We start from the raw sequence: 20,553 nt of genomic DNA, 5'->3' as shown, positions 1-20,553 counted from the left end.
GGGAACCCGCTCGGTCATGGGGGTGGCTGGGCGGGGGAACCGAAAAGGATGGAGATCGAGATGCAGGGCCTGATGCAGCACTGGCCGCTGACGGTGGACAAGATCCTGGATCATGCCGCCCGTGTGCATGGCGATGCCGAAGTCGTCACCCGACGCCTGGGTGGTGACATTCATCGGATCAGCTATGCCGCGCTGCATGACCGCGCCAAGCAGGTGTCGGCGGCGCTGATGGCGCAGGGCATCCGGCCCGGCGATCGCGTTGCGACGCTTGCGTGGAATGGCGAGCGGCACATGGAATGCTGGTACGGCACCATGGGAATCGGCGCCGTGCTGCACACGATCAATCCGCGTCTGCACGCCGATCAGATCGTCTGGATCGCCAACCATGCAGCGGATCGCGTGCTTGTTCTCGATGCCTGCTTCGTGCCGCTGATCGAATCCATCCGCGATCGCCTGCCTATCGAACATTATGTGATCATCGCCGATCGCGATGCCATGCCGGCCAATGACCTGGGAGCGCTTTGCTACGAGGACTGGATCGCGGGCCGCGACACGGGCACGCCCTGGGGCGGCTTCGACGAGAATGCCGCCTGCGGTCTCTGCTACACCTCCGGCACGACGGGCAATCCGAAGGGCGTGCTCTATTCGCACCGCTCCAACGTGCTGCACGCGATGATGGCGCTGGGCAGGGACGTGCTGAACATCGGCCGGAACGACGTGGTGATGCCCGTGGTGCCGATGTTCCACGCCAATGCCTGGGGCATGGCCTTCGTCTGCCCGGCCGCGGGCGCGCGCATGGTGATGCCGGGTGCCCAGCTTGACGGCGCGTCGATATACGAACTGCTGGATAGCGAACGTGTGACGATGACCGCGGCGGTGCCGACAGTCTGGATCGGCTTGCTCCACCATCTGCGCGAACATGGCCTGTGCCTGCCCTGGCTGAAGCGGGTGGTGATCGGCGGCGCGGCGCTTCCCGAGGCGATCCTGCGCGCGTTCGAGGATGATTATGGGATCGAGGTGATCCACGGTTGGGGAATGACCGAGTTGTCGCCGATGGGCACGCTCGGCGGCCTTATGCCTGCGCTGGCGGATGCCGATCGCGACATTCAGGTCCGCCAGAAACTGAAGCAGGGCATACCGCCCTTTGGCGTCGAGCTGAAGATCGTCGACGAAGATGGGGAAGAACTGCCCGCGGACGGAAACTCCCCCGGCCGGCTCAAGGCGCGCGGCTTTGCGGTGGCGGGCGGCTATCTTGATGGCGACGGCGGCGATGTGCTCGATGCCGATGGCTGGTTCGATACCGGCGATGTAGCGACGATCGACAATCACGGAGCCATGCAGATCACCGATCGAGCGAAGGACGTGATCAAATCGGGCGGCGAGTGGATAAGTTCTATCGACATCGAAAATGCCGTGCTGTCGCATGCCGGCGTCGCCAATGCCGCAGCGATCGGCGTGCCCCATCCCAAATGGGACGAACGGCCGCTGCTGATCGTGCAGGCCGAACCCGGCGCACGCCCGGCGGATCATGAACTTCGCGATCTCCTCGAAGGTCGGATCGCGCGTTGGTGGATGCCGGATGAAATCGTTTTTATCGACGCCATCCCACTCGGACCAACCGGAAAGGTCAACAAGCTTAAGCTGCGCGAATTGCACCGCGAGGGAAAACTGAGAGCGCCGTTAAACTAGTGCCACACAAAAGCGCTCTGCCTGAACCCAGCCAGGCAGAGCAGCATTTGCCATGGAATTTGTTCAGTTGCTGACCGGGGTTTCCGGGTCGCTGTCGTCATTGCCCTCGACGAAGGCATAGGTCACACCAGCGATCACGCCGATTGCGCCGATGATCCAGCCGGCATTGCCTTCCAGCCGGTTTTGCCGGGTCATGGTAGCGCCGGCGCGTGCGGGTGCCCCGACCAAGGAAAGGCTGGATGCGGGTGATGCCGCCCGCGTCGCCTGTGCCTGTGCGACCACCGGTGTCGCTGCGATCAGGGACACCGCTGCCAGTTGCCATAGGCGCGAAGCACGCATGTTCTTCTCCATCTTCACTCGCCGGAAGGCGCCCGGCACCCAGCCCAAACCGCCCAACGCCGCGGTGGTTCCGTTGCCGCTACGATTAAGGAGTGTGGAGTTGCCGCGATTTAACCGAGCAGGGCGTCGAGCATGGTCGCCGCATCCGGCTCCGGCTCGAAGCGCGTCCAGCCGCCCGAACCCAGCCGCTCCATCGGCTGGAAGCGGGTCTTGTACTGCATCCTGGGCGATCCCTTCACCCAGTAGCCGAGATAGACATATGGCAGACCGGATTTTGCGGCACGCATGATATGATCGAGGATGATGTAGGTGCCGAGGCCGGGCCGATCGACATTCTGCGCGTCGAAGAAGCTGTAGATCATCGACAGGCCATCGGCCTGATGATCGCTGAGGCAGGCGCCCACGAGCTTGCCGTCGGGATCGCGATATTCGACGACATAGGTGTTGACCGGCGTCTGTTCGACCATGTCGGCGAAATCGAGATCGTCCATCTCCGCCATGCCGCCGCCGGGATGGCGGGCGGAAAGATAGCGGCGCAGAAGCTCGAACTGTTCCTCGGTCGTCCAGGGCTTGCAGGCGTTGACGCTGAGATCGGCGTTGCGGCGGATCAGCTTGCGCTGGCTGGCATTGGGCTTGAACTCGCTGGCGACGACGCGCACCGAAACGCAGGCGGTGCAATCCGCGCAGCTCGGCCGGTAGGCGACGTTCTGGCTGCGGCGGAAACCAATCCGGCCAAGGGCGTCATTCAGCTCCGCGGCATGCGGACCGGACAGCTCGGTAAATACCTTCCGCTCCGTCTTGCCCGGCAGATAGGGGCACGGCGACGGTGTCGTTACGAAGAAGCGCGGGAAGCGGAATGGTGCGCTCACGGCTGGCCCCGGACCCATAAGCCGTCCACCATGGTCGGCTTGATGAGATGATTATGCAGTTAGGCCGAAAATATGAAAAGGCCGTTCACCATGAAAAGAGGGTTAAGGGCCGCAAGGCGCCAAAACCCCCTGTTGACTCTCAGGCGAGTTCGACCGGCGTGACTTCGTAGCCGTCAGCCGTCAGCGCTGCCACGAGTCGCTCCAGATGCGCCTTGTCGCGGGTCTCGCATTCGACATCCAGGCTCAGGCCCTTGGCCGGCAGGTTGGTGAAGATTCGCTGGTGCGCGAGTTCCAGAATGTTGACCGCTTCCTGGTCGAAAATGCGCGCGACGCGGAACAATGCCCCCGGCCGGTCCTGCAGCCGGATGCGCAGGCGGGCGAGGCGGCCGGAGCGGGCGAGATCGCGCAGCAGCACGTTTGCCAGCAGGCGCGTGTCGATATTGCCGCCGGTCAGGACGAGGCCGACGGTTCGGCCGGCGAACCGTTCGGGATTGGAAATCAATGCGGCCAGCCCAGCCGCGCCCGCACCTTCGACCACTGTCTTTTCGATCTGGAGCAGGAGCGACAGCGCCTTTTCGAGATCGCGTTCGGAGACGAGTACCATGTCGTCGACGATCTCGCGGATGATCGCGGACGTGATCGCGCCCGGCTCCTTCACCGCGATGCCTTCGGCCAGCGTGTCGCCGCCGATCGGCAGGTCCGCGCCGTTGATCCGGTTATACATCGACGGAAACAGTTCGGCCTGGACGCCGATCACTTCGACCGGTCGGCTCTGCCCCTTGGCAACGATCGTGCAGCCCGAAATCAGGCCGCCGCCGCCGATCGGCACCGCCAGCGTATCGATGTCCGGCGCGTCGGCCAGCATTTCCAGCGCCACCGTGCCCTGACCGGCGATGATCGCTGGGTCGTCGAACGGATGGACGAAGGTGAGGCCGCGCTCCTTGGCGACGATCAGCGCGTGCTCATAGGCGTCGTCGAAGCGCTCGCCGCTCAGAATCACGGTCGCGCCATGGCCTTCGGTCTGTGAGACCTTAACCGTCGGCGTCGACTTCGGCATGACGATGGTGACGGGGATGCCCAGCCGCGCGCCATGGTAAGCAAGGCCCTGGGCATGGTTGCCGGCGGATGCTGCGATCACGCCGCGCGTCCGCGCCTCCTCGTCGAGCTGGAGCAGCTTGTTGAGCGCGCCGCGCTCCTTGTAGGCGGCGGTGAACTGCAGATTTTCGAACTTCAGATAGACCTTGGCGCCCGTCATGTCCGACAGCGTCTTGCTCAGCAGCGTCGGGGTCCGGACGATGCTGTCCGCAATCCGCATCTGCGCCGCCTGCACGTCGGCGATGGAGACGGGGAGCGGAGCGGGGGTCTTTACTGCAGTAGCCATGATGCCCGGCGCTCTAGCCCATCTGGCGGATTGGCGAAACCATGGTTATTCGGGGGCCATGGCAAAGGTAACTTTCATCGGCCTCGGCGTCATGGGCCGTGCGATCGCCCGTCATCTGCTCAGCGCTGGGCATGACGTGACCGTCTATAACCGCACGGCGAGCAAGGCCGATGCCTGGGTCGCGGCCCATGGCGGCCGATCGGCGCCGACACCGGCGGCCGCGGCAGAGGGAGCGGACGCCGTCTTCACCTGCGTCGGCGCGGACCCCGATCTGGAGGCGGTGACGCTGCGGGGTGACGGCTGTTTCCGCACGATGAAGCCGGGTGCGGTGTTCGTCGATCACACGACCGCGTCGGCACGCATCGCCCGCCAGTTGGCGGTCGAGGGCAAGGATCGCGGCTTCCTTGTCGTCGACGGGCCTGTTTCGGGCGGTCAGGCGGGGGCCGAGGCCGGCAAGCTTTCGGTGATGTGCGGCGGATCGGAGAAAGCGGTCGCCGCCGCCGAGCCGCTGATGAAGGCCTATGCCGCCCGGATCGTCCATGTTGGCGGCGCGGGTGCGGGGCAACAGACCAAGATGGTCAATCAGGTCTGCATCGCCGGCACCATGCAGGCAATTGCGGAGGCACTGCGCTTTGCCCAGGCCGCCGAACTCGACGTCGACAAGGTGTTCGAAGCGGTTTCCGCCGGCGCCGCGTCGAGCTGGTATTTCGTCAATCGCTGGAAGAGCATGGCAGCCGAGCAGTTCGACGAGGGCTTCGCGGTTGATTGGATGCGCAAGGATCTCGGCCTCGCGCTGGAGGAGGCCCGCGCCAATGGTGCGACCCTGCCGGCCGCCGCTTTGATCGACCAATTCTATGCCGAGGTGCAGGCTATGGGCGCCGGCCGGCAGGATCTGTCGGCACTGGTGCGGCGCATCAAGCAGTGAAGCGGGTGGGAGGGCGCCTGCTCGGCGCGGCCGCAGCGCTGGCGCTCGCTGCCTCGGCGGCGCACGCGGACGGGCTGATCGACAATGTGAACGGCTACAGCATCGGCAAGGACGGTGCGGTCGATCGCTTTTCGGGCCTGCTGATCGACGGCGAGGGCAAGGTCGTCCGAACGCTTTCGGCCAAGGACAAAAGGCCGGAGAAGCTGGACTATAAGCTTGACGGCAAGGGGCGCACCCTGATCCCCGGCCTGATCGACGCGCACGGCCATGTCATGCACCTTGGCTATCAGGCGCTGCAGGTGGACCTGTCCGGCACCAATTCGCTTGAGGAGGCCCAGCGGAAGATTCAGGATTGGGCGCGCGCCAATCCCAATCAGCGCTGGGTTGTCGGCTTCGGCTGGAACCAGGAGCGCTGGGGCCTCGGCCGCTTTCCCACGGCCGCCGATATCGACGCGGCGGTGGGTGATCGGCCAGTCTGGCTGTTGCGCATCGACGGCCATGCAGGCGTTGCCAATAGCGCCGCGCTAGCTTTGGCGGGAATCGGCCCCAAGACGGTATCACCTGCCGGCGGCCGCGTGGAGATGGCCGGCGGCAAGCCCACCGGCGTCTTCGTCGACGCGGCGATGGCCTTGATGGAGAAGGCCGTACCGCCGCCGCAAGCGCTCGAACGCGACCTCGCTTTCGCCAAGACGCAGGAAATCCTGATCGAAAAGGGCATCACCGCCGTCGCCGACATGGGCACCAGCGCGGATGACTGGGCGGTGATGCGCCGATCGGGTGACATGGGCCGGCTGCGCGTACGGATCATCTCCTATGCCTATGGTATCGAGCCGTTGATCTCGATCGCGGGCACTGGCCCCACGCCCTGGCTTTACAACGGCCGGCTGCGCATGGTCGGCGTCAAACTGATCGACGATGGTGCGCTCGGCTCGCGCGGAGCGCGGCTCAAGGCGGATTATGCCGATGCTCCGGGCCAGCGCGGCCTCACTCTGATCGACGACGCCAAGCTCAAGAATCTCGGCAGCCGCGCGGCGATGGACAATTTTCAGGTCGCGATCCACGCGATCGGTGACGCCTCCAATGCTCAGGCGCTGGATGCGATCGAGGAACTGGCCGGCACCTACAAGGGCGATCGCCGCTGGCGGATCGAACATGCCCAGATCGTCGATCCCGCGGACCTGCCGCGCTTCGGCCGCAACGGTATCATCGCGTCCATGCAGCCCGTCCACCAGACATCGGATCGGCTGATGGCCGAGGCCCGCCTCGGCCCCGCACGGCTGGTCGGCGCCTATGCGTGGCAGTCGATGTTGAAGGCGGGCGCGAGGCTTGCCTTCGGATCGGACTTTCCGGTCGAAAGCCCAGATCCCTTCGCCGGCCTCGCCGCCGCTATCAGTCGCGAGGATGCGTCGGGCCAGCCGCCCGGCGGCTGGATGCCCGAACAGAAGCTGACGATGCCGCAGGCCCTGTCAGCCTTCACCCGCGACGCCGCTTTCGCCGGTTTTGCCGAGGACAAGATCGGCACGCTGGAACCCGGCCGCTACGCCGATTTCCTGCTGCTCGACCGTGACATCCTCACCGCCACCCCCGCCGAAATCCGTGCCACCAAGGTGATGGAGACGTGGGTCGGCGGCAAGCGGCTGTGGGTGCGGAAGTAGCTCAACTCGCGTATTTTACCGCGCAGCCATAAGGCTTGCTGGTTGCGACCGAGACCGGCTTGCCCGCCTTCACGTCGGCAAGTGCTGCCAGCACATGGTTGCGGGCACCCGCAATGTCGGCGACGTCGGCAGTCGGCTTGTCGTCGATCGCGCCGGCATAGACGAGCGTGCCGGCGGGGTTGATGACGAACATCTGCGGCGTCGTCTTGGCGTCATAGAGCTTGCCGACCACGCCCTTGGGATCGAGCAGATAGGCGGTGGCATGCGCCTTTTCCTTCTTCTCGAAGGCCTGCGCCTCGGCACCGGTCATATGGCCCTGCTTGCCCGGCGCGCCGGAATTGATCGTCAGCCACACAACGCCCTGGCCGTGCGCGGCGGCCTGCGTCTTCTGCATGTTGCCGCTTTCATAATGCTTCTGGACGAAGGGGCAGCCGGGGTTGTTCCATTCCAGCACCACCGTCTTACCCTTGAAGCTCGACAGCTTGACGGGCTTGCCATCGGCATCGGCGGCAATGAAGTCGGGCGCGGGCTGGCCGACCGTGGCGGTCGCGAAAACGGGGGCCGCAATCGTGATGGCGGCGGCGAAAGCAATGGACTGGCGGATCATCTGCACTTCCTTCCTTTCATGGTGACGAGATAAGGCCCCCAAATTTCAAGCAGCCAGCGCCGTCAGCGTGCCGGGCGTCAGCACCTGCGGCAGAATTTCCGGCGGCTGGCCCGGCCGGTAGAACATGTAGAGCGGCACGCCCGAACGCCCCTGCTGGTTGAGGAAGCGGCCGATTGCGGCGTCGCCATTGGTCCAGTCGCCCACCAGCACCGCGACATTGGCGCCGGCAAAGGCTTCTGCCACCTCGGTCCGCTCGATCGCTGCCTTTTCGTTGACCTTGCAGCTCAGGCACCAGTCGGCAGTGAAATAGACGAAGACCGGGCGGCCCTCGGCCTGCAGCGCGGCGAGCTTCTCCTCGCTGAAGGGCTGGGCGCCGAGCGCACCGGCGGTAGGTGCCGCCGCGGTTGCGGGCGCGCGGGGCACCGTCACCATCAGCGCGAGTGCGGCGGCGGCGGCGGGGGCGAGCGGCCACCAGGCGGCGCGCTTGCCGGCAGCCTGCCGGCGACCGACCCACCACAGAGCGAAACCGGTGAGCAATGCCGCGCCCAGGCCCAAGGTCATGCCGTTGACGCCCGCCAGCCGGCCGAGCAGCCAGGCCAGGCCGAGCGCGGTCAGGAACATCGGAATGGCGAGGAAGCGCCGCAGCCGGTCCATCCACGGGCCGGGTTTGGGCAATCGGCGACGCAGCGCCGGGATAAAACCGAGCGCGAGGAAGGGCAGGGCAAGCCCCAACCCAAGCCCCGCGAACACCGCCATCGCGGCGGCCGCCGGCAAAACCAGCGCCGCACCCAAGGCTGCACCCATGAACGGGCCGGTGCAGGGCGTCGCGATGAAGGCGGCAAGGGCACCCGTCCAGAAGGAGCCGTGCGTGCCGCCCTGATTGGCGAGCGCATCGCCGCCGGCCACTGCTGGCAGCTCGAACAGGCCGGCCAGATTGAGCGCGATTGCCGCGGTCAGCAACAGCAGCAACAGGATCACGCGCGGGTCCTGCAACTGGAACGCCCAGCCTGCCGCCTCGCCGCCGGCCCGGACCGCCAAAAGAGCACCGCCGAGAGCGAGACAGGTCAGCACGGCGCCGCCGGTATAGGCCAGCGCTTCGTGCCGCGCGCCGCGCTCGTCGCCGCCGGCCCGCGCAAGGCTCAACGCCTTCAGGCTCAGGATCGGGAAGACGCAGGGCATGATGTTGAGCAGCAACCCGCCCAGGATCGCGCCGCCCAACGCCAACACGACGGTGCTGACGCCGCCCGATCCAGCGCCCTCGACCGATGCGGCGACGGCCGTCCCGGCCGCCGGCACATCACCCGGCTTCGCGGTCAGGGTCAGGCCATTATCCTTGCCGATGCGCAGTACGCCGTCGACCTGCGCCAAGCCGGCCGCGCCCTCCGCCGCCTTGACCTCGACGATCAGATTGTCGCCATTGCGCGTCACACTCTGCGGCGCGGCGTAAGCGATGGCGCCGTCGGTCAGCGGGAAGAAATAGACGTCGGCGACGTTGAGCTTGGCCGGGATCGGCACGGCCAGCCGGAAGGTATCGCCATTCAGCGCGAAGCGGCCCTGGCTGCCGAGCGGCTTGGGCATCGCTGCGCGCCATCGGGCGAAGTCGGTGGCGCGCGCCGCATCCGCCTTGCCATCCCCCACGACCAGATCGACGGCGATGTTCGCCTTCTCGGGGACGCAGATTTCCTTGGTGCAGGCGAGCCATTTGGCGGTGCCGCGGATCGGCAGCTTCGTCCCCGGCGCGAGGCCCGCGGGCAGCTTCAGTTCGATCAGCTGGGCGTATTCGCCTTCATAGACATAGTTCATCAGCCCGGCGATGATCAGCGTGTGCGGCACCGGATAACCGATTTCGCCCGCGGCCACGCCTTGCGGAAGCGTCCAGTCGATCACTGTCTCGATCCCGGAGTCGCCGGGATTCTTCCAGTAACCATGCCAGGTCGCATCCGGCTTCATCGCCAGCGCCAGCGTCACCGTCTTGCCGGCGGCCGGAGCCTGGCTTTCGGCGACGAGGCGCGGCTGGATATGCAGACCTTGTGCGAATGCGGGCACCGCCAGCAGCAGCGCGGCGAGCATTGTCATCAATCGGCAACCGAAGCTGATCATCGGGGCTCCAAACTGTGGCATGCCGGGGGTATAGCACCGCCAGGGCCGACGCGCATACGGGGAGCAGCCAAGTGAATTTGTTGCAAAAGATTACTGTCGCGGCGGCAGCGCTGGCGACACCGGCAGTGGCGCAGGTGCAAACGGCCCCGTCGCCAAAGCCCAAGCTGATCGTGGCCATCTCGGTTGACCAGTTTTCGGCCGATCTTTTCGCGGAATATCGCCAGCATTTCACCGGCGGCATGAAGCGGCTGGCCAACGGTGCGGTGTTCCCGGCCGGCTATCAGAGCCATGCCGCCACCGAAACCTGCCCCGGCCATTCGACGATCCTGACCGGATCGCGCCCGTCGCGCAGCGGCATCATCGCCAACAACTGGTTCGATCTGTCGCTGCCGCGCGCCGACAAGAAGGTCTATTGCTCGGAAGACCCCTCGGTCCCTGGCAGCGACTCGGAAAAATATACCGTCTCTCCCCAATATCTTAAGGTGCCCACGCTGGGCGATCGGATGAAGACGACCGATCCCGCCACCCGCGTCGTCGCGGTCGCCGGCAAGGATCGCGCGGCGATCATGATGGGCGGTCACACGACCGATCAAATCTGGTTCTGGGGCGGCAAATCCTATGTCTCTTTGGTCGATCGCACCGGCCCCGCGCCGGCCACGGTCGCCAGCATCAACGCGCGCGTCGCGGCTTTGGTGGCCAAGCCCTCGAAGGCCGAACTGCCCGCCATCTGCCGTTCCCGCTCGGTCGCCGTGCCGCTGGGGCAGGGCAAGCAGGTCGGCGTGCTTGCCGATCGCAAGGCGGAAGATTTCAAGGGCTTCCGCGCCGCCGGCGACTTCGACACCGCAACGACCGATCTCGCCATCGGCCTGCTCGACGAACTCAAGCTCGGCCGCGGCGCCGGCACCGATGTGCTGACGATCGGCCTCTCCGCGACCGATTATGTCGGCCACACCTTCGGCACCGAGGGCGCGGAGATGTGCGCGCAGATGGTGACGCTGGACAATAATGTCGGCCGCATCCTTGCCGCGCTCGATGCGACGAAGCTGCCTTATGTCGTGGTGCTCACCGCCGATCATGGCGGCCATGACCTGACCGAACGTGCCCGCCAACGCGGCTTCCCCCGCGCTGAGCGTGTCGATCCCAAGCTTAGCGCTTCCGTCTATGCGGCGGAGCTTTCCAAGGAATTCGGGGTCAAGACCAAGGACGATCTGATCCATTCCGACGGCCCCTTCGGTGACTGGTATCTGTCCCGCGAGGTGCCGGCCGAGCTTCGTGCGCGGATGATCACGGCGCTCAAGGCCAAGCTGCTCGCCCATCCCCAGGTCGAAGAGGTTTTCACGGCCGAGGATCTCCGCCGATTGCCCTCGCCGCAGCCCCCGGTGGAGGAATGGTCGCTGGTGGAGCGGTTTCGCGCCGCCTTCGACCCGGAACGCTCGGGCGACATCATCATCGCATTGAAGCCGCAGGTCATGCCGATCGCCGATCCCATCAAGGGCTCGGTCGCCACCCATGGCTCGCCATGGCAGAATGACCGCCGCGTACCGATTCTCTTCTACCGGCCGGGAACCGTAGGTTTCGAACAGCCGCTCTCGGTCGAGACCGTGGACATCCTGCCGACGCTGGGCGCGCTTGTGGGTCTAGACATCCCCACGGAGGAAATCGACGGCCGCTGCCTCGATCTGGATGCCGGATCGGGATCGACCTGCCCCTGAAACGGCATCGCCGCGCGACGCCATCGGTGGTAGAAATGTCTTTTCCTCACTGACGAGAGGAGGAGAGGATGAGCACGGCTCTTATGGGTGGCGCGGCGGTGGCCGCGTTGCTGCTCGGTTCGGGCGTGGCGCTGGCTTCAGGCGGCAGTTCAGGCGGCTCGATGCCGAGCATGAGCGCACCCGCTTACGACCCCGCCGAGGAATATCGCAACGGCGTGGCAGCGCTCGAAGCCAAGGATTATGCGGGGGCCAAGAAGGCATTCGATCGCGTGCTGCGCGCGACACCGAAGAACGCCAACGCCAACTATCTCGCCGGCCTCGCCCGCAATGGCCTCGGCGACGTCAAGGGATCGCGCAAATATTTCGAGAATGCGGTCAAATATGACGACAAGCTGATACCGGCGCGGCAGGAACTGGGCATCGCCTTTGCGAAGCTCGGCGAATCCGCGAAGGCCGAGGAGCAATTGGGTGTGCTCAAGGCGAAGGCGACTGAATGCGCCGACACCTGCCCACAGGCGGCCGACCTCAAGGCGGCGATCGCGGCGGTGACGACCGCGATGGGGCAGGGGCCGCAGGCCCGGCTCGATACAGCGCCCACCCTGATCTTCCAGAATGCGGCGGCCGGCGACAGTGCCTATCTGGCGGCGGTCTCGCTGATCAACGAGCATCGTTACGAGGACGCGATCGCCTCGCTCCAGGCTGCCGAACATGCCTTTGGCCCGCATCCCGACATCCTCACCTATCTCGGTTTCGCGAACCGCAAGCTTAAGCGTTACGATGTGGCCGAATCCTATTATCTGGCTGCGCTGGAGGCGGCCCCCGGCCATCGGGGTGCTACCGAATATTATGGTGAGTTGCTGCTGGAGCGTGGGGATGTAGCGGGCGCAAAGGCCAAGCTCGCCGCGCTCGACGCCGCGTGCGCCTTCGGTTGTGCCGAGGCCGAGGAGTTGCGCCGTTGGATCGCCGCGGGCGGGGCGCCCGCTTCCTGATCGCGGCGGGCGTCGCGGTCCTCTCGGGCCTCGCCGTCGCCGCCGTCGATCCACCGCTCCGCGCCGCACACTGGCTGACACCGGAGGCGCGCCCGCGCGCACTTGTCGAACGGCCGGCGGAATGCTTTGCGGCCCCCGCTGATACTGTCACGCGTGCTTCGGCCGAAATCGGCCGCGCGGCTTTCCGCACGCCGCTACTGCTGGGTGGGCAGGCGGCGCGCGTCGGCCTCACCTGCGAAAGCTGCCACCGCGCCGGCCGCGGCAATGCCGATTTCCACTTCCCCGGCCTGTCGGGCACGCCCGGAACGGCCGACGTCACCTCCTCCCTGATGAGCTCGCACCGCGGCAACCAGCGCTTCGATCCGAAGCCGATCCCGGATCTCGCCATGCCGGGCAAGGTTTCGCATGATCCGGCCAGCCCCGCGCTCCGCACCTTCATCCACGGGCTGGTGGTGGAGGAATTCGACGGTACCGAGCCGCCGCCGCGCGTGCTCGACGGGCTTGCTGCCTATGTGCGTGCGCTCGATATCCGCCATTGCGGGCAGGCCGGCCCGATCCGGCTGGCTGATCAACTTGGCGACCTCGATCGTGCCCGCAAGGCCGCGGATTCCGCCCTCCACAACGGCGACGGCGCCACTGCACGGCTGATGATCGCCGCGATGCGCACCGCGCTCGGCCAGATCGACGAGCGCTACGCCATCCACGGTCTGGAACGGCACCGCAATGCGCTCCGCGCCGCCGATGCACAGTTACAGAGGTTCCAGCGCGAACTCGATAGCGACGGCAGGGCACCCGATCTCGACGGCTGGATGCGCGCGTCACACGGCTGGGTCGCTGCGCTGCGCCGGGACGAAGCGCAGTCGCTTTACAATGCCGATCTTCTCCGCAAGGCCTACGCGACACCCGGTAGTTGAGGAACCGCATGAAGATTATCGGCAGCTTTGTCAGTCCCTACGTCCGCAAGGTGCTTGCCTGCCTTGCGCTCAAGGGGATCGACTATGAGATCGATCCGATCACCCCCTTCTTCGGTGATGAAAGCTTCGGCCGGCTGAGCCCGCTCCGCCGCGTGCCCGTAATGATCGATGCAGATCTGGTGCTGTGCGACAGTTCGGTGATCTGCGCCTATCTCGACGAGGCCTATCCCGGCCATCCGCTGTTGCCGCGGGACGTGAAGGATCGCGCCCGCGCCCGTTGGCTGGAGGAGTTCGCCGATACCCGCATGGGCGATGTCTTCATCTGGGGCCTGTTCTACCAGCGCTTCGTCCATCCCGCCGTCTGGGGCGAGCCCGGTGACGCGGCTCGCGTGGAAAAGACCCTCGCCGAGGATGCACCCGCCGTCCTCGATTATCTGGAAACCGTGGCACCGGCAGCAGGTTTCCTGTTCGGCGAGATCGGTCTCGCCGACATCGCGCTCGCCTCCTTCCTGCGCAACGCGGCCTATGTCGACTATGAGGTCGATCCCGCGCGCTGGCCGCGGACGGCCGGCTTTATCGGCCGTGTGCTCGCGCATGATTCGCTGGCTCAACTGCTTCCCTTCGAAGATGTGCAGCGAAACGCCAGCATCGCCGGCCGCCGCCAGGCGCTGATCGATGCCGGCGCGCGGCTGTGCGAACAATCGGTTGGCGTCCGCACGCCGCAACGGGGAATCATGAAGCTCTGACCGGCCTCTTTCCGCGTCGCAACAAATCGGCTATGGGCGCGCGGAACAACATACCCCTCGCAAGATCGGATTTTCATGAGCCTCCGCAACGTGGCCATCATCGCGCACGTCGATCATGGCAAGACCACACTGGTCGACCAGCTTTTTCGCCAGTCGGGCACGTTCCGCGACAACCAGCGCGTCGAGGAACGCGCGATGGACTCGAACGATCTCGAAAAGGAACGCGGGATCACCATTCTTGCCAAGCCCACCTCGATCGAATGGGAGGGGCACCGTATCAACATCGTCGACACCCCCGGCCACGCCGATTTCGGCGGTGAGGTGGAGCGCATCCTCTCGATGGTCGACGGCGTGATCCTGCTGGTCGATTCGTCGGAAGGCGCAATGCCGCAGACCAAGTTCGTGACCGGCAAGGCGCTGAAGCTCGGCCTGCGTCCGATCGTGGTGGTCAACAAGGTCGACCGTCCGGACGAGCGCATCCAGGAAGTGCTCGACGAAGTGTTCGACCTGTTCGTGTCGCTCGACGCGACCGACGAGCAGCTCGATTTCCCGGTGCTCTACGCCTCGGGCCGCAACGGCTATGCCAATGAAGATCCGACGCTGCGCGAAGGCACGCTTAAGCCTCTGTTCCAGAAGATCGTCGATCACGTGCCGCCGCCGAAGGTCGAAGTCGAAGGCACGCCTTTCACCTTCCTGGTGACTCTGCTCGATCGCGACAACTTCCTCGGCCGCATCCTCACCGGCCGCGTCAATTCGGGCGTGGTCAAGGTCAACCAGCCGATCCACGCGCTCGATTCCGATGGCAATGTGATCGAAACCGGCCGTGCGTCGAAGATCATGACCTTCCGGGGCCTGGAGCGCGTGCCGGCCGACGAAGCCAGGGCAGGCGACATCATCAGCCTCGCCGGCCTTACCGTCGCGACGGTGTCGAACACCATCGCCGACACCACGGTGAACACTCCGATCAGGGCGCAGCCGATCGACCCGCCGACACTGTCGATGCGCTTTGCGGTGAACGATTCGCCGATGGCGGGCCGCGAGGGATCGAAGGTGACGTCGCGCATGATCCGCGACCGGCTGGAGCGCGAAGCGGAATCGAACGTCGCGATCAAGGTGACCGAGAGCGAGGACAAGGATTCGTTCGAAGTCGCCGGGCGCGGCGAACTCCAGCTCGGCGTGCTGATCGAAACGATGCGCCGCGAAGGCTTCGAGCTGGGCATCAGCCGCCCGCGCGTGCTGTTCGGCACCGATGAGAATGGCGGGAAGACCGAGCCGTACGAAACCGTCGTGATCGACGTGGACGACGAATTCTCCGGCACGGTCGTCGACAAGATGAACCAGCGCAAGGGAGAGATGACGGATATGCGTCCGTCGGGTGGCGGCAAGACCCGCATCACCTTCTCGGCGCCGTCGCGCGGCCTGATCGGCTATCATGGCGAATTCCTTTCGGATACCCGCGGCACCGGCATCATGAACCGGCTGTTCGAGAAATATGGGCCCCACAAGGGCAATATCGAAGGCCGCAAGAATGGCGTGCTGATCTCGAACGGCGTCGGCGAGGCACAGGCCTATGCGCTGGGGCCGCTCGAGGAGCGCGGCGTCCTGTTCGTCGGTCCGGGCGAGACGCTTTATGAGGGTATGGTCATTGGCGAGAACGCCAAGACCGACGACCTCGAAGTCAACCCGATGAAGGCCAAGCAGCTCACGAACTTCCGCGCGTCGGGCGGCAAGGACGATGCCATCCGTCTGACCCCGCCGAAGAAGATGACGCTGGAACAGGCCATCGCCTATATCGACGATGACGAGATGGTGGAGGTGACGCCCAAGTCGATCCGCCTGCGCAAGCGCCACCTCGATCCGCACGAACGCAAGAAGGCATCGCGCGCCAAGGCCGCGGCCTGACGAAACAGGGCCGGTCTCCGCAAGGAGGTCGGCCTTTTTCTTTGGCGCCGGATCTACGGTTACGAAGGCGTAACGTGCCGCCGGGCGCGGGGGATTTCATCGCATTTTACGTGCCGAACCGCTCGGCAAAAACACCGTGGCGAAGCCCGAAATCGCTGACTGTCAGCGAAGCCTTGCCGAGCATTTCCATGATCGTCCGGACAATGCAGGCCCCGGCCAGGATGACTTCCGCACGCTTGGGCTGCAGGCCGACGATCGAATGGCGGCCCTCCGCGTCAAGGGTCCGGTACATCTCGATCTGGCGGTCGATCTCGTCGCGTTCGAGCGGCGTGCCCTGGATTATTTCGGGATCATATCGGCTCAGGCCATGCTTGACCGCGGCCATGTTGGTGACCGCACCTCCCATCGCCACCAGCGTGTCAAATGACGGGTGCCCGTCGATCCGCGATAGGTCGGCAGAGATTGCCGCCCGCGCGGAGCGGATGACGTCGGGAGTGACGGCGCGGTCCAATCCGAACTGTTCCGTGTAGCGCGCGGCGCCGACATTGACGCTGAACTGCTCCTCGACCCGACCATCCTGGCCGAATGTGAATTGCGAGCTGCCACCGCCCGTATCGAAAACCGCCAGCGACCCCTTCGGTATGCCCAGGCCCGCCATCACGGCAAGATAGGCGAGACGACCTTCCTCGATGCCTTCGACGACCTCGACGGAGATTCCCGCCTGTGCCCGAAACATTTCGAGGACCGCATCGCTGTTGCGGGCGATCCGTAGTCCGGCGGTGCCGACAGCCACAATCGCGCGGGCGCCGGAGCTCCTGGCCTCGTCGGCCATGGTGCCGATGGCTGCTGCGGTCCGCGTGGCGGCTTCAGCCGCGATTTCGCCCTGGTCCTCCAATCCCTCACCCAGCCGTGTCAGTTCCGCACGATCGACAATCGTGCGCCAGCCGCCCGCGCCGCCACGCTCGCCGATATGCAGTTTGACCGAGTTGGTGCCGACGTCGATCACCGCATAGCGTTCGGGCGCGTCGTCGAGCAGCCATTTCAGGCCGCGGGCGTAATTCGTATTCGCATAGCCATTGAGGCCGACCGAAGCGACGGCCGACAAGACTGCGGCCGCATCCTCTGACTCGATCGCGATGGTGCGGCTCGGCCTGCCGTCCGCCACGATCTCGCTCAGTTCCGAAGTGCAGCCCATCACCTGATAACGCGTGCGGCGCTTGTGGACCTTGATGGGAGCCGCCAGGCCGCCAGGCACGGCGAGTTCATCAATGAATTGATCGAGCGTGTAATCATCGCGATTGCATTGGGGAGCCGTGAGGCCGAGATAAGCGAACATCCTGGCTGCCTCTGATGCAGGCAGAGGAAAGCCCTGCTTCATCACAGGCTCCCACCGCTCAAGGCCGCCCGCATTCACCTCGCGCAGAAGCTTGATGTCCATCAGGCCGCCGCGCACCTTGGCGATCCCGCCCGAGCCGCCGAGAAAATAGAGCTCGTCGCTTTCCTCAACCGCGCCCGGCGTCAATCCGGCAAAATGGGTCTGTGCGATACCGAAGCGGCTGCCGAACGTGCGCCACTCCCATCGCGGAACAATCGCGGTCATCGGCGCTCCTTTTCGATGATCCGGTGTGCGGCGAAGGTTAGGATTTCGCGCCTGCGCAAACCTTGGCGAAATATTGCAGCGCCGTCCGCGTCTTTGTTTCCTGCGCGCCCTGCGGATCGAGCCCGAGTTTCTCAAGGTGATCGCAAAATGCCTTTTGAGCGGAGCGCGCTTCGTCGGGCGGCACCTTGATCGAGACTTCGACTAGATCGTCGCCATTGGGCAGCCGCCACTCCTCGACGGTCAGTCTATGCGGAAAGCCCTTATGCTCTAGCTTCCAGCGCAGCACGCGGATCGGGCCCATGACGCACAGATTTTCGAAGTCATTCGGTCCCTTGTAAACCTCCTTGAAGAAACGCTCCTGGTCCTGGCAAAACAGCCTGTGGATGGGCCGCTCACCATTCGCGACCTCGTCTATCTCGTCACGTTTCTGCAGGTGGGTCAGGGAAGCCGAGAAGACCGCCCGTTCACCTACGCAATCAGCCTCAAGCTTGAACCCCTCAAGATCCATCCATTCCTGAGAGACCGTGGCCCTTTTTTCCGTGCGGAACTTGACGGTGGAATCGTCGTCGTCACCCTTCACAAGCCTGGCGCGCAGAGCGACCCCGGCTTCGAACAAGTCCAAGTCCGCTGTATCGTAGAAATAAATGAGCCGGATATCGGCCGTGTCCTCGTTGACCTCCATCGCGCGCTCGGCGCGAAGCTCCTGATCGGGGCGGATCGTGACTTTGATCTCGACGGCATCCATCCCGGCAAAGTCATGGACGGCATTTTCCGCAGGTTGTGGGCTCGTGATCGTACTCATTCGCACGCTCCTCTCCGAAGCGAACGCGCAAGCATGTTCCAATGGGCAACTGCCGCCGCGTCCGGAACCAATGCGAGTGAAACGAGGCGCTGCGATCAATGGCGCAGGCGACTCAAGCTTTCTCCGGCCATCCTAATTCATTCGGCCGGCTGCAACTAGGAGTTCGATTCCCGGTGCGGAGACCTTCTCGCGCCTTCTCTCAACTGCGCTGGACACCACCCGCCAGATCGAGGATCGCCTTCCACTCATCTTCGCCGACCGGGGATACCGAAAGTCGCGACTGGCGGACCATCTCCAGCTTGGCGAGGCGCGGATCGGTCTTGATCGTTGCCAGCGTCACGGGCGAGGTGAGGGGGGCGACCGGCGCCACCGCGACCGATGCCCATTTGTCCTCCGGCCCGTCGGGCTTCCAGGTCCGCGTAATCTTCATCACGCCCACGCAGGCCTTGTCCGCGCCGCTATGATAGAAGAACGCCTCGTCGCCCACTTGCATTGCCTTCAGGTGGAGCCGCGCCGCGGGGTTGCGCACGCCGTCCCACTCCGTCCCACCATCGCGGACCAGCGCGTCCCAGGAATAGGATTCCGGCTCGGATTTCATCAGCCAATGGACCATGCACGCTCTCCTTGAGCATAGGTTCGCATCTCCGGGTCAGGAAAAGCAATGCCTTCACCCCCGCGGCCCTATCTCGATCCGCGCGATCCGGCCGTCGCGGATAGTGTAGCGGCCCGTTAAGCTCAATTCGATCGCCTCGCCGGCGCGCGGGCTCATCCCCAGGAAATCGTCGACGTCCGCTCGCGCCACCAGCCGATCGTGAATGTCGACCGTCGCGCCGTCGCTGTCGGCCGCGATCCGCTCGGGCGTCATCCGGTCCTCGAACGTGGTGATCATCCAGCGATAGGTGGCGAGATAAGCGTCACGGCCGGCCTGCTCACCATTGGCCGAAACCAGCACCACATCTTCCGCCAGCAGCGCCGCGACCTGCGCTTCGTCCTCGCTGTTATAGGCCGCATAATAGGCCCGCATCAGCGCTTCGTTGTCCATCGCGTCTCTCCCTTGCGCACAATTCGATAACCGATCTGCACTTTACGTAAGCGTCAAGCGATGGCAGTCTTGGTGCGGAATCGGGGCCAGAACCCGCCGGAGAGGACATTGATGACCGACGACGCGACCTTCCGTGCCGAAACGCGTGCCTGGCTGGAGGCGAACTGCCCTCCGGCGATGCGCCAGCCGATCACCGGCCTCGACGATGCTTATTGGGGCGGGCGCAACGCCACCTTTTCCAGCCCCGAGCAGAAGCAGTGGTTCGACGCGATGGCCGCGCGCGGCTGGACGGTCCCTGATTGGCCGAAGGACTATGGTGGTGGCGGCCTTTCGCCCGAGCAGGCCAAGATATTGCGACAGGAAATGGCGGCACTCGGCTGCCGCAGCCCGCTCCACAGCTTCGGCATCTGGATGCTTGGCCCCGCGCTCCTGAAGTTCGGCACCGAGGAGCAGAAGCGGCATTATCTGCCGCAGATCGCGCAAGGGAAGATCCGCTGGTGCCAGGGTTATTCGGAGCCGGGCGCGGGTTCCGACCTTGCCGGGCTGCAGACCCGCGCGGAGGACAAGGGCGATCATTGGCTGGTCAACGGCCAGAAGATCTGGACCTCCTATGCCGACAAGGCGGACTGGATTTTCTGCCTTGTCCGAACCGATCCGACGCAGAAGCAGGGGGGCATCAGCTTCCTGCTGTTCGACATGGTCTCGCCGGGCGTATCGACCAAGCCGATCCTGCTGATCTCCGGTTACTCGCCCTTCTGCGAAACCTTCTTCGACGATGTGAGCGTTCCGAAGGAACAGATCGTCGGCGCCATCAACCAGGGCTGGACCGTCGCCAAATATCTCCTCGGGCATGAGCGGGAGATGATTAGCTCGATGGGCTTCGGCACCGGCGATCCCTCGCTCGGCCGCCAGCTCGCAGCCGATCATGGCGCGTTCGACGATCCGGTGTTGCGGGCGGAAGTCGCGGTCCACGACATCGATGCGCTCGCCTTCCGTGCCATGTCGGAGAAGTTTCTCGACGAGTTGAAGCATGGCCGCGCGCATCCGGCTCAGCCGTCGATGATGAAATATGCCGGCACCGAGCTCAACAAGCGCAAGCTGGAGCTGGAAATGGCGGCCGGTGGCTCGGACGCGCTCGAATGGGAAAGCGCGCGTTCGAACGAGGGCGCGTTGCCGCGGGAATGGCTGCGGACCAAGGCCAACTCGATCGAAGGTGGCACCAGCGAAGTCCAGCTCGGCATCATCGCCAAGCACATTCTGACCCTGCCGGGAGCTTGATCC

The 20,553-nt window shown here is 65.0% G+C and carries 18 protein-coding genes; 9 read left to right on the top strand and 9 right to left on the bottom strand.

Annotation, left to right across the window (positions count from 1 at the left end; genetic code table 11):
• Nucleotides 1-48 precede the first annotated feature (48 nt).
• On the top strand, nt 49-1,689 hold the full coding sequence (locus tag ACFB49_RS08830) for a long-chain-fatty-acid--CoA ligase (protein WP_380878577.1): 1,641 nt from the start codon (nt 49-51) through the stop codon (nt 1,687-1,689).
• A 63-nt stretch (nt 1,690-1,752) separates the two neighbouring features.
• On the opposite strand, the gene ACFB49_RS08825 is transcribed toward ACFB49_RS08830, so the two are convergent.
• From ACFB49_RS08825 to ACFB49_RS08815, 3 genes are all read right to left on the bottom strand, one after another.
• Nucleotides 1,753-2,028, bottom strand: coding sequence for a hypothetical protein (locus ACFB49_RS08825; protein ID WP_380878575.1), 276 nt, complete (start codon nt 2,026-2,028; stop codon nt 1,753-1,755).
• A gap of 110 nt (nt 2,029-2,138) precedes the next feature.
• Entirely contained in the window at nt 2,139-2,897 is a 759-nt protein-coding gene (locus tag ACFB49_RS08820) for an arginyltransferase (protein WP_380878573.1), read from the bottom strand.
• Between the two features lie 139 nt (nt 2,898-3,036).
• Entirely contained in the window at nt 3,037-4,278 is a 1,242-nt protein-coding gene (locus ACFB49_RS08815; RefSeq protein WP_380878571.1) for a threonine ammonia-lyase, read from the bottom strand.
• 1 nt (nt 4,279) lies between these two features.
• Here ACFB49_RS08815 and ACFB49_RS08810 point away from each other — a divergent pair, with 1 nt between their 5' ends.
• Together ACFB49_RS08810 and ACFB49_RS08805 are read left to right on the top strand one after the other, a co-directional pair.
• A complete protein-coding gene (locus ACFB49_RS08810; protein WP_380878569.1) occupies nt 4,280-5,203 on the top strand; it encodes an NAD(P)-dependent oxidoreductase in 924 nt (307 codons plus the stop codon).
• Nucleotides 5,200-6,858: an amidohydrolase gene (locus ACFB49_RS08805; protein WP_380878567.1), complete on the top strand. Its 1,659-nt coding sequence runs from the start codon at nt 5,200-5,202 to the stop codon at nt 6,856-6,858. Before ACFB49_RS08810 ends, ACFB49_RS08805 begins: the two co-directional genes overlap by 4 nt.
• Before the next feature lies 1 nt (nt 6,859).
• On the opposite strand, the gene ACFB49_RS08800 is transcribed toward ACFB49_RS08805, so the two are convergent.
• Nucleotides 6,860-7,465 carry a redoxin domain-containing protein gene (locus tag ACFB49_RS08800; protein ID WP_380878565.1) on the bottom strand — a complete coding sequence of 202 codons (606 nt, stop codon included), beginning with the start codon at nt 7,463-7,465 and terminating at the stop codon, nt 6,860-6,862.
• Between the two features lie 45 nt (nt 7,466-7,510).
• A complete protein-coding gene (locus ACFB49_RS08795) occupies nt 7,511-9,565 on the bottom strand; it encodes a protein-disulfide reductase DsbD family protein (RefSeq protein WP_380878563.1) in 2,055 nt (684 codons plus the stop codon).
• A gap of 77 nt (nt 9,566-9,642) precedes the next feature.
• Between ACFB49_RS08795 and ACFB49_RS08790 the strand changes: the two genes are divergently transcribed.
• The 5 genes from ACFB49_RS08790 (at nt 9,643) to typA (ending at nt 15,828) form a co-directional block, all read left to right on the top strand.
• Nucleotides 9,643-11,277: an alkaline phosphatase family protein gene (locus tag ACFB49_RS08790; RefSeq protein ID WP_380879901.1), complete on the top strand. Its 1,635-nt coding sequence runs from the start codon at nt 9,643-9,645 to the stop codon at nt 11,275-11,277.
• 68 nt (nt 11,278-11,345) lie between these two features.
• Nucleotides 11,346-12,266, top strand: coding sequence for a tetratricopeptide repeat protein (locus tag ACFB49_RS08785; RefSeq protein WP_380878561.1), 921 nt, complete (start codon nt 11,346-11,348; stop codon nt 12,264-12,266).
• Nucleotides 12,233-13,180, top strand: coding sequence for a hypothetical protein (locus tag ACFB49_RS08780; RefSeq protein ID WP_380878559.1), 948 nt, complete (start codon nt 12,233-12,235; stop codon nt 13,178-13,180). The genes ACFB49_RS08785 and ACFB49_RS08780 overlap by 34 nt, the downstream gene beginning before the upstream one ends.
• Before the next feature lie 8 nt (nt 13,181-13,188).
• The gene (locus tag ACFB49_RS08775; RefSeq protein WP_380878557.1) at nt 13,189-13,926 is read left to right on the top strand and encodes a glutathione S-transferase family protein; all 738 of its coding nucleotides are present in this window, start codon (nt 13,189-13,191) and stop codon (nt 13,924-13,926) included.
• 75 nt (nt 13,927-14,001) lie between these two features.
• On the top strand, nt 14,002-15,828 hold the full coding sequence (gene typA / locus ACFB49_RS08770) for a translational GTPase TypA (RefSeq protein WP_380878555.1): 1,827 nt from the start codon (nt 14,002-14,004) through the stop codon (nt 15,826-15,828).
• Nucleotides 15,829-15,934: 106 nt separating this feature from the next.
• Here typA and ACFB49_RS08765 read toward each other — a convergent pair whose 3' ends face one another.
• The 4 genes from ACFB49_RS08765 to ACFB49_RS08750 form a co-directional block, all read right to left on the bottom strand.
• Nucleotides 15,935-17,428 (bottom strand): hypothetical protein, encoded by a 1,494-nt coding sequence (locus ACFB49_RS08765; protein WP_380878553.1) that lies wholly within the window; start codon nt 17,426-17,428, stop codon nt 15,935-15,937.
• A 37-nt stretch (nt 17,429-17,465) separates the two neighbouring features.
• Nucleotides 17,466-18,230, bottom strand: coding sequence for a hypothetical protein (locus ACFB49_RS08760; protein ID WP_380878551.1), 765 nt, complete (start codon nt 18,228-18,230; stop codon nt 17,466-17,468).
• A 199-nt stretch (nt 18,231-18,429) separates the two neighbouring features.
• A complete protein-coding gene (locus ACFB49_RS08755; protein ID WP_380878549.1) occupies nt 18,430-18,843 on the bottom strand; it encodes an EVE domain-containing protein in 414 nt (137 codons plus the stop codon).
• Between the two features lie 54 nt (nt 18,844-18,897).
• On the bottom strand, nt 18,898-19,272 hold the full coding sequence (locus tag ACFB49_RS08750; protein WP_380878547.1) for a nuclear transport factor 2 family protein: 375 nt from the start codon (nt 19,270-19,272) through the stop codon (nt 18,898-18,900).
• Nucleotides 19,273-19,383: 111 nt separating this feature from the next.
• Here ACFB49_RS08750 and ACFB49_RS08745 point away from each other — a divergent pair, with 111 nt between their 5' ends.
• Nucleotides 19,384-20,550, top strand: coding sequence for an acyl-CoA dehydrogenase family protein (locus ACFB49_RS08745; RefSeq protein ID WP_380878545.1), 1,167 nt, complete (start codon nt 19,384-19,386; stop codon nt 20,548-20,550).
• Nucleotides 20,551-20,553 lie beyond the last annotated feature (3 nt).

This window comes from Sphingomonas sp. DBB INV C78 (genome assembly GCF_042693015.1).
Lineage (GTDB): Bacteria > Pseudomonadota > Alphaproteobacteria > Sphingomonadales > Sphingomonadaceae > Sphingomonas_E.
Note: the sequence above shows the minus strand (reverse complement) of the source record. Positions and strands in the feature narration are given on the sequence as shown.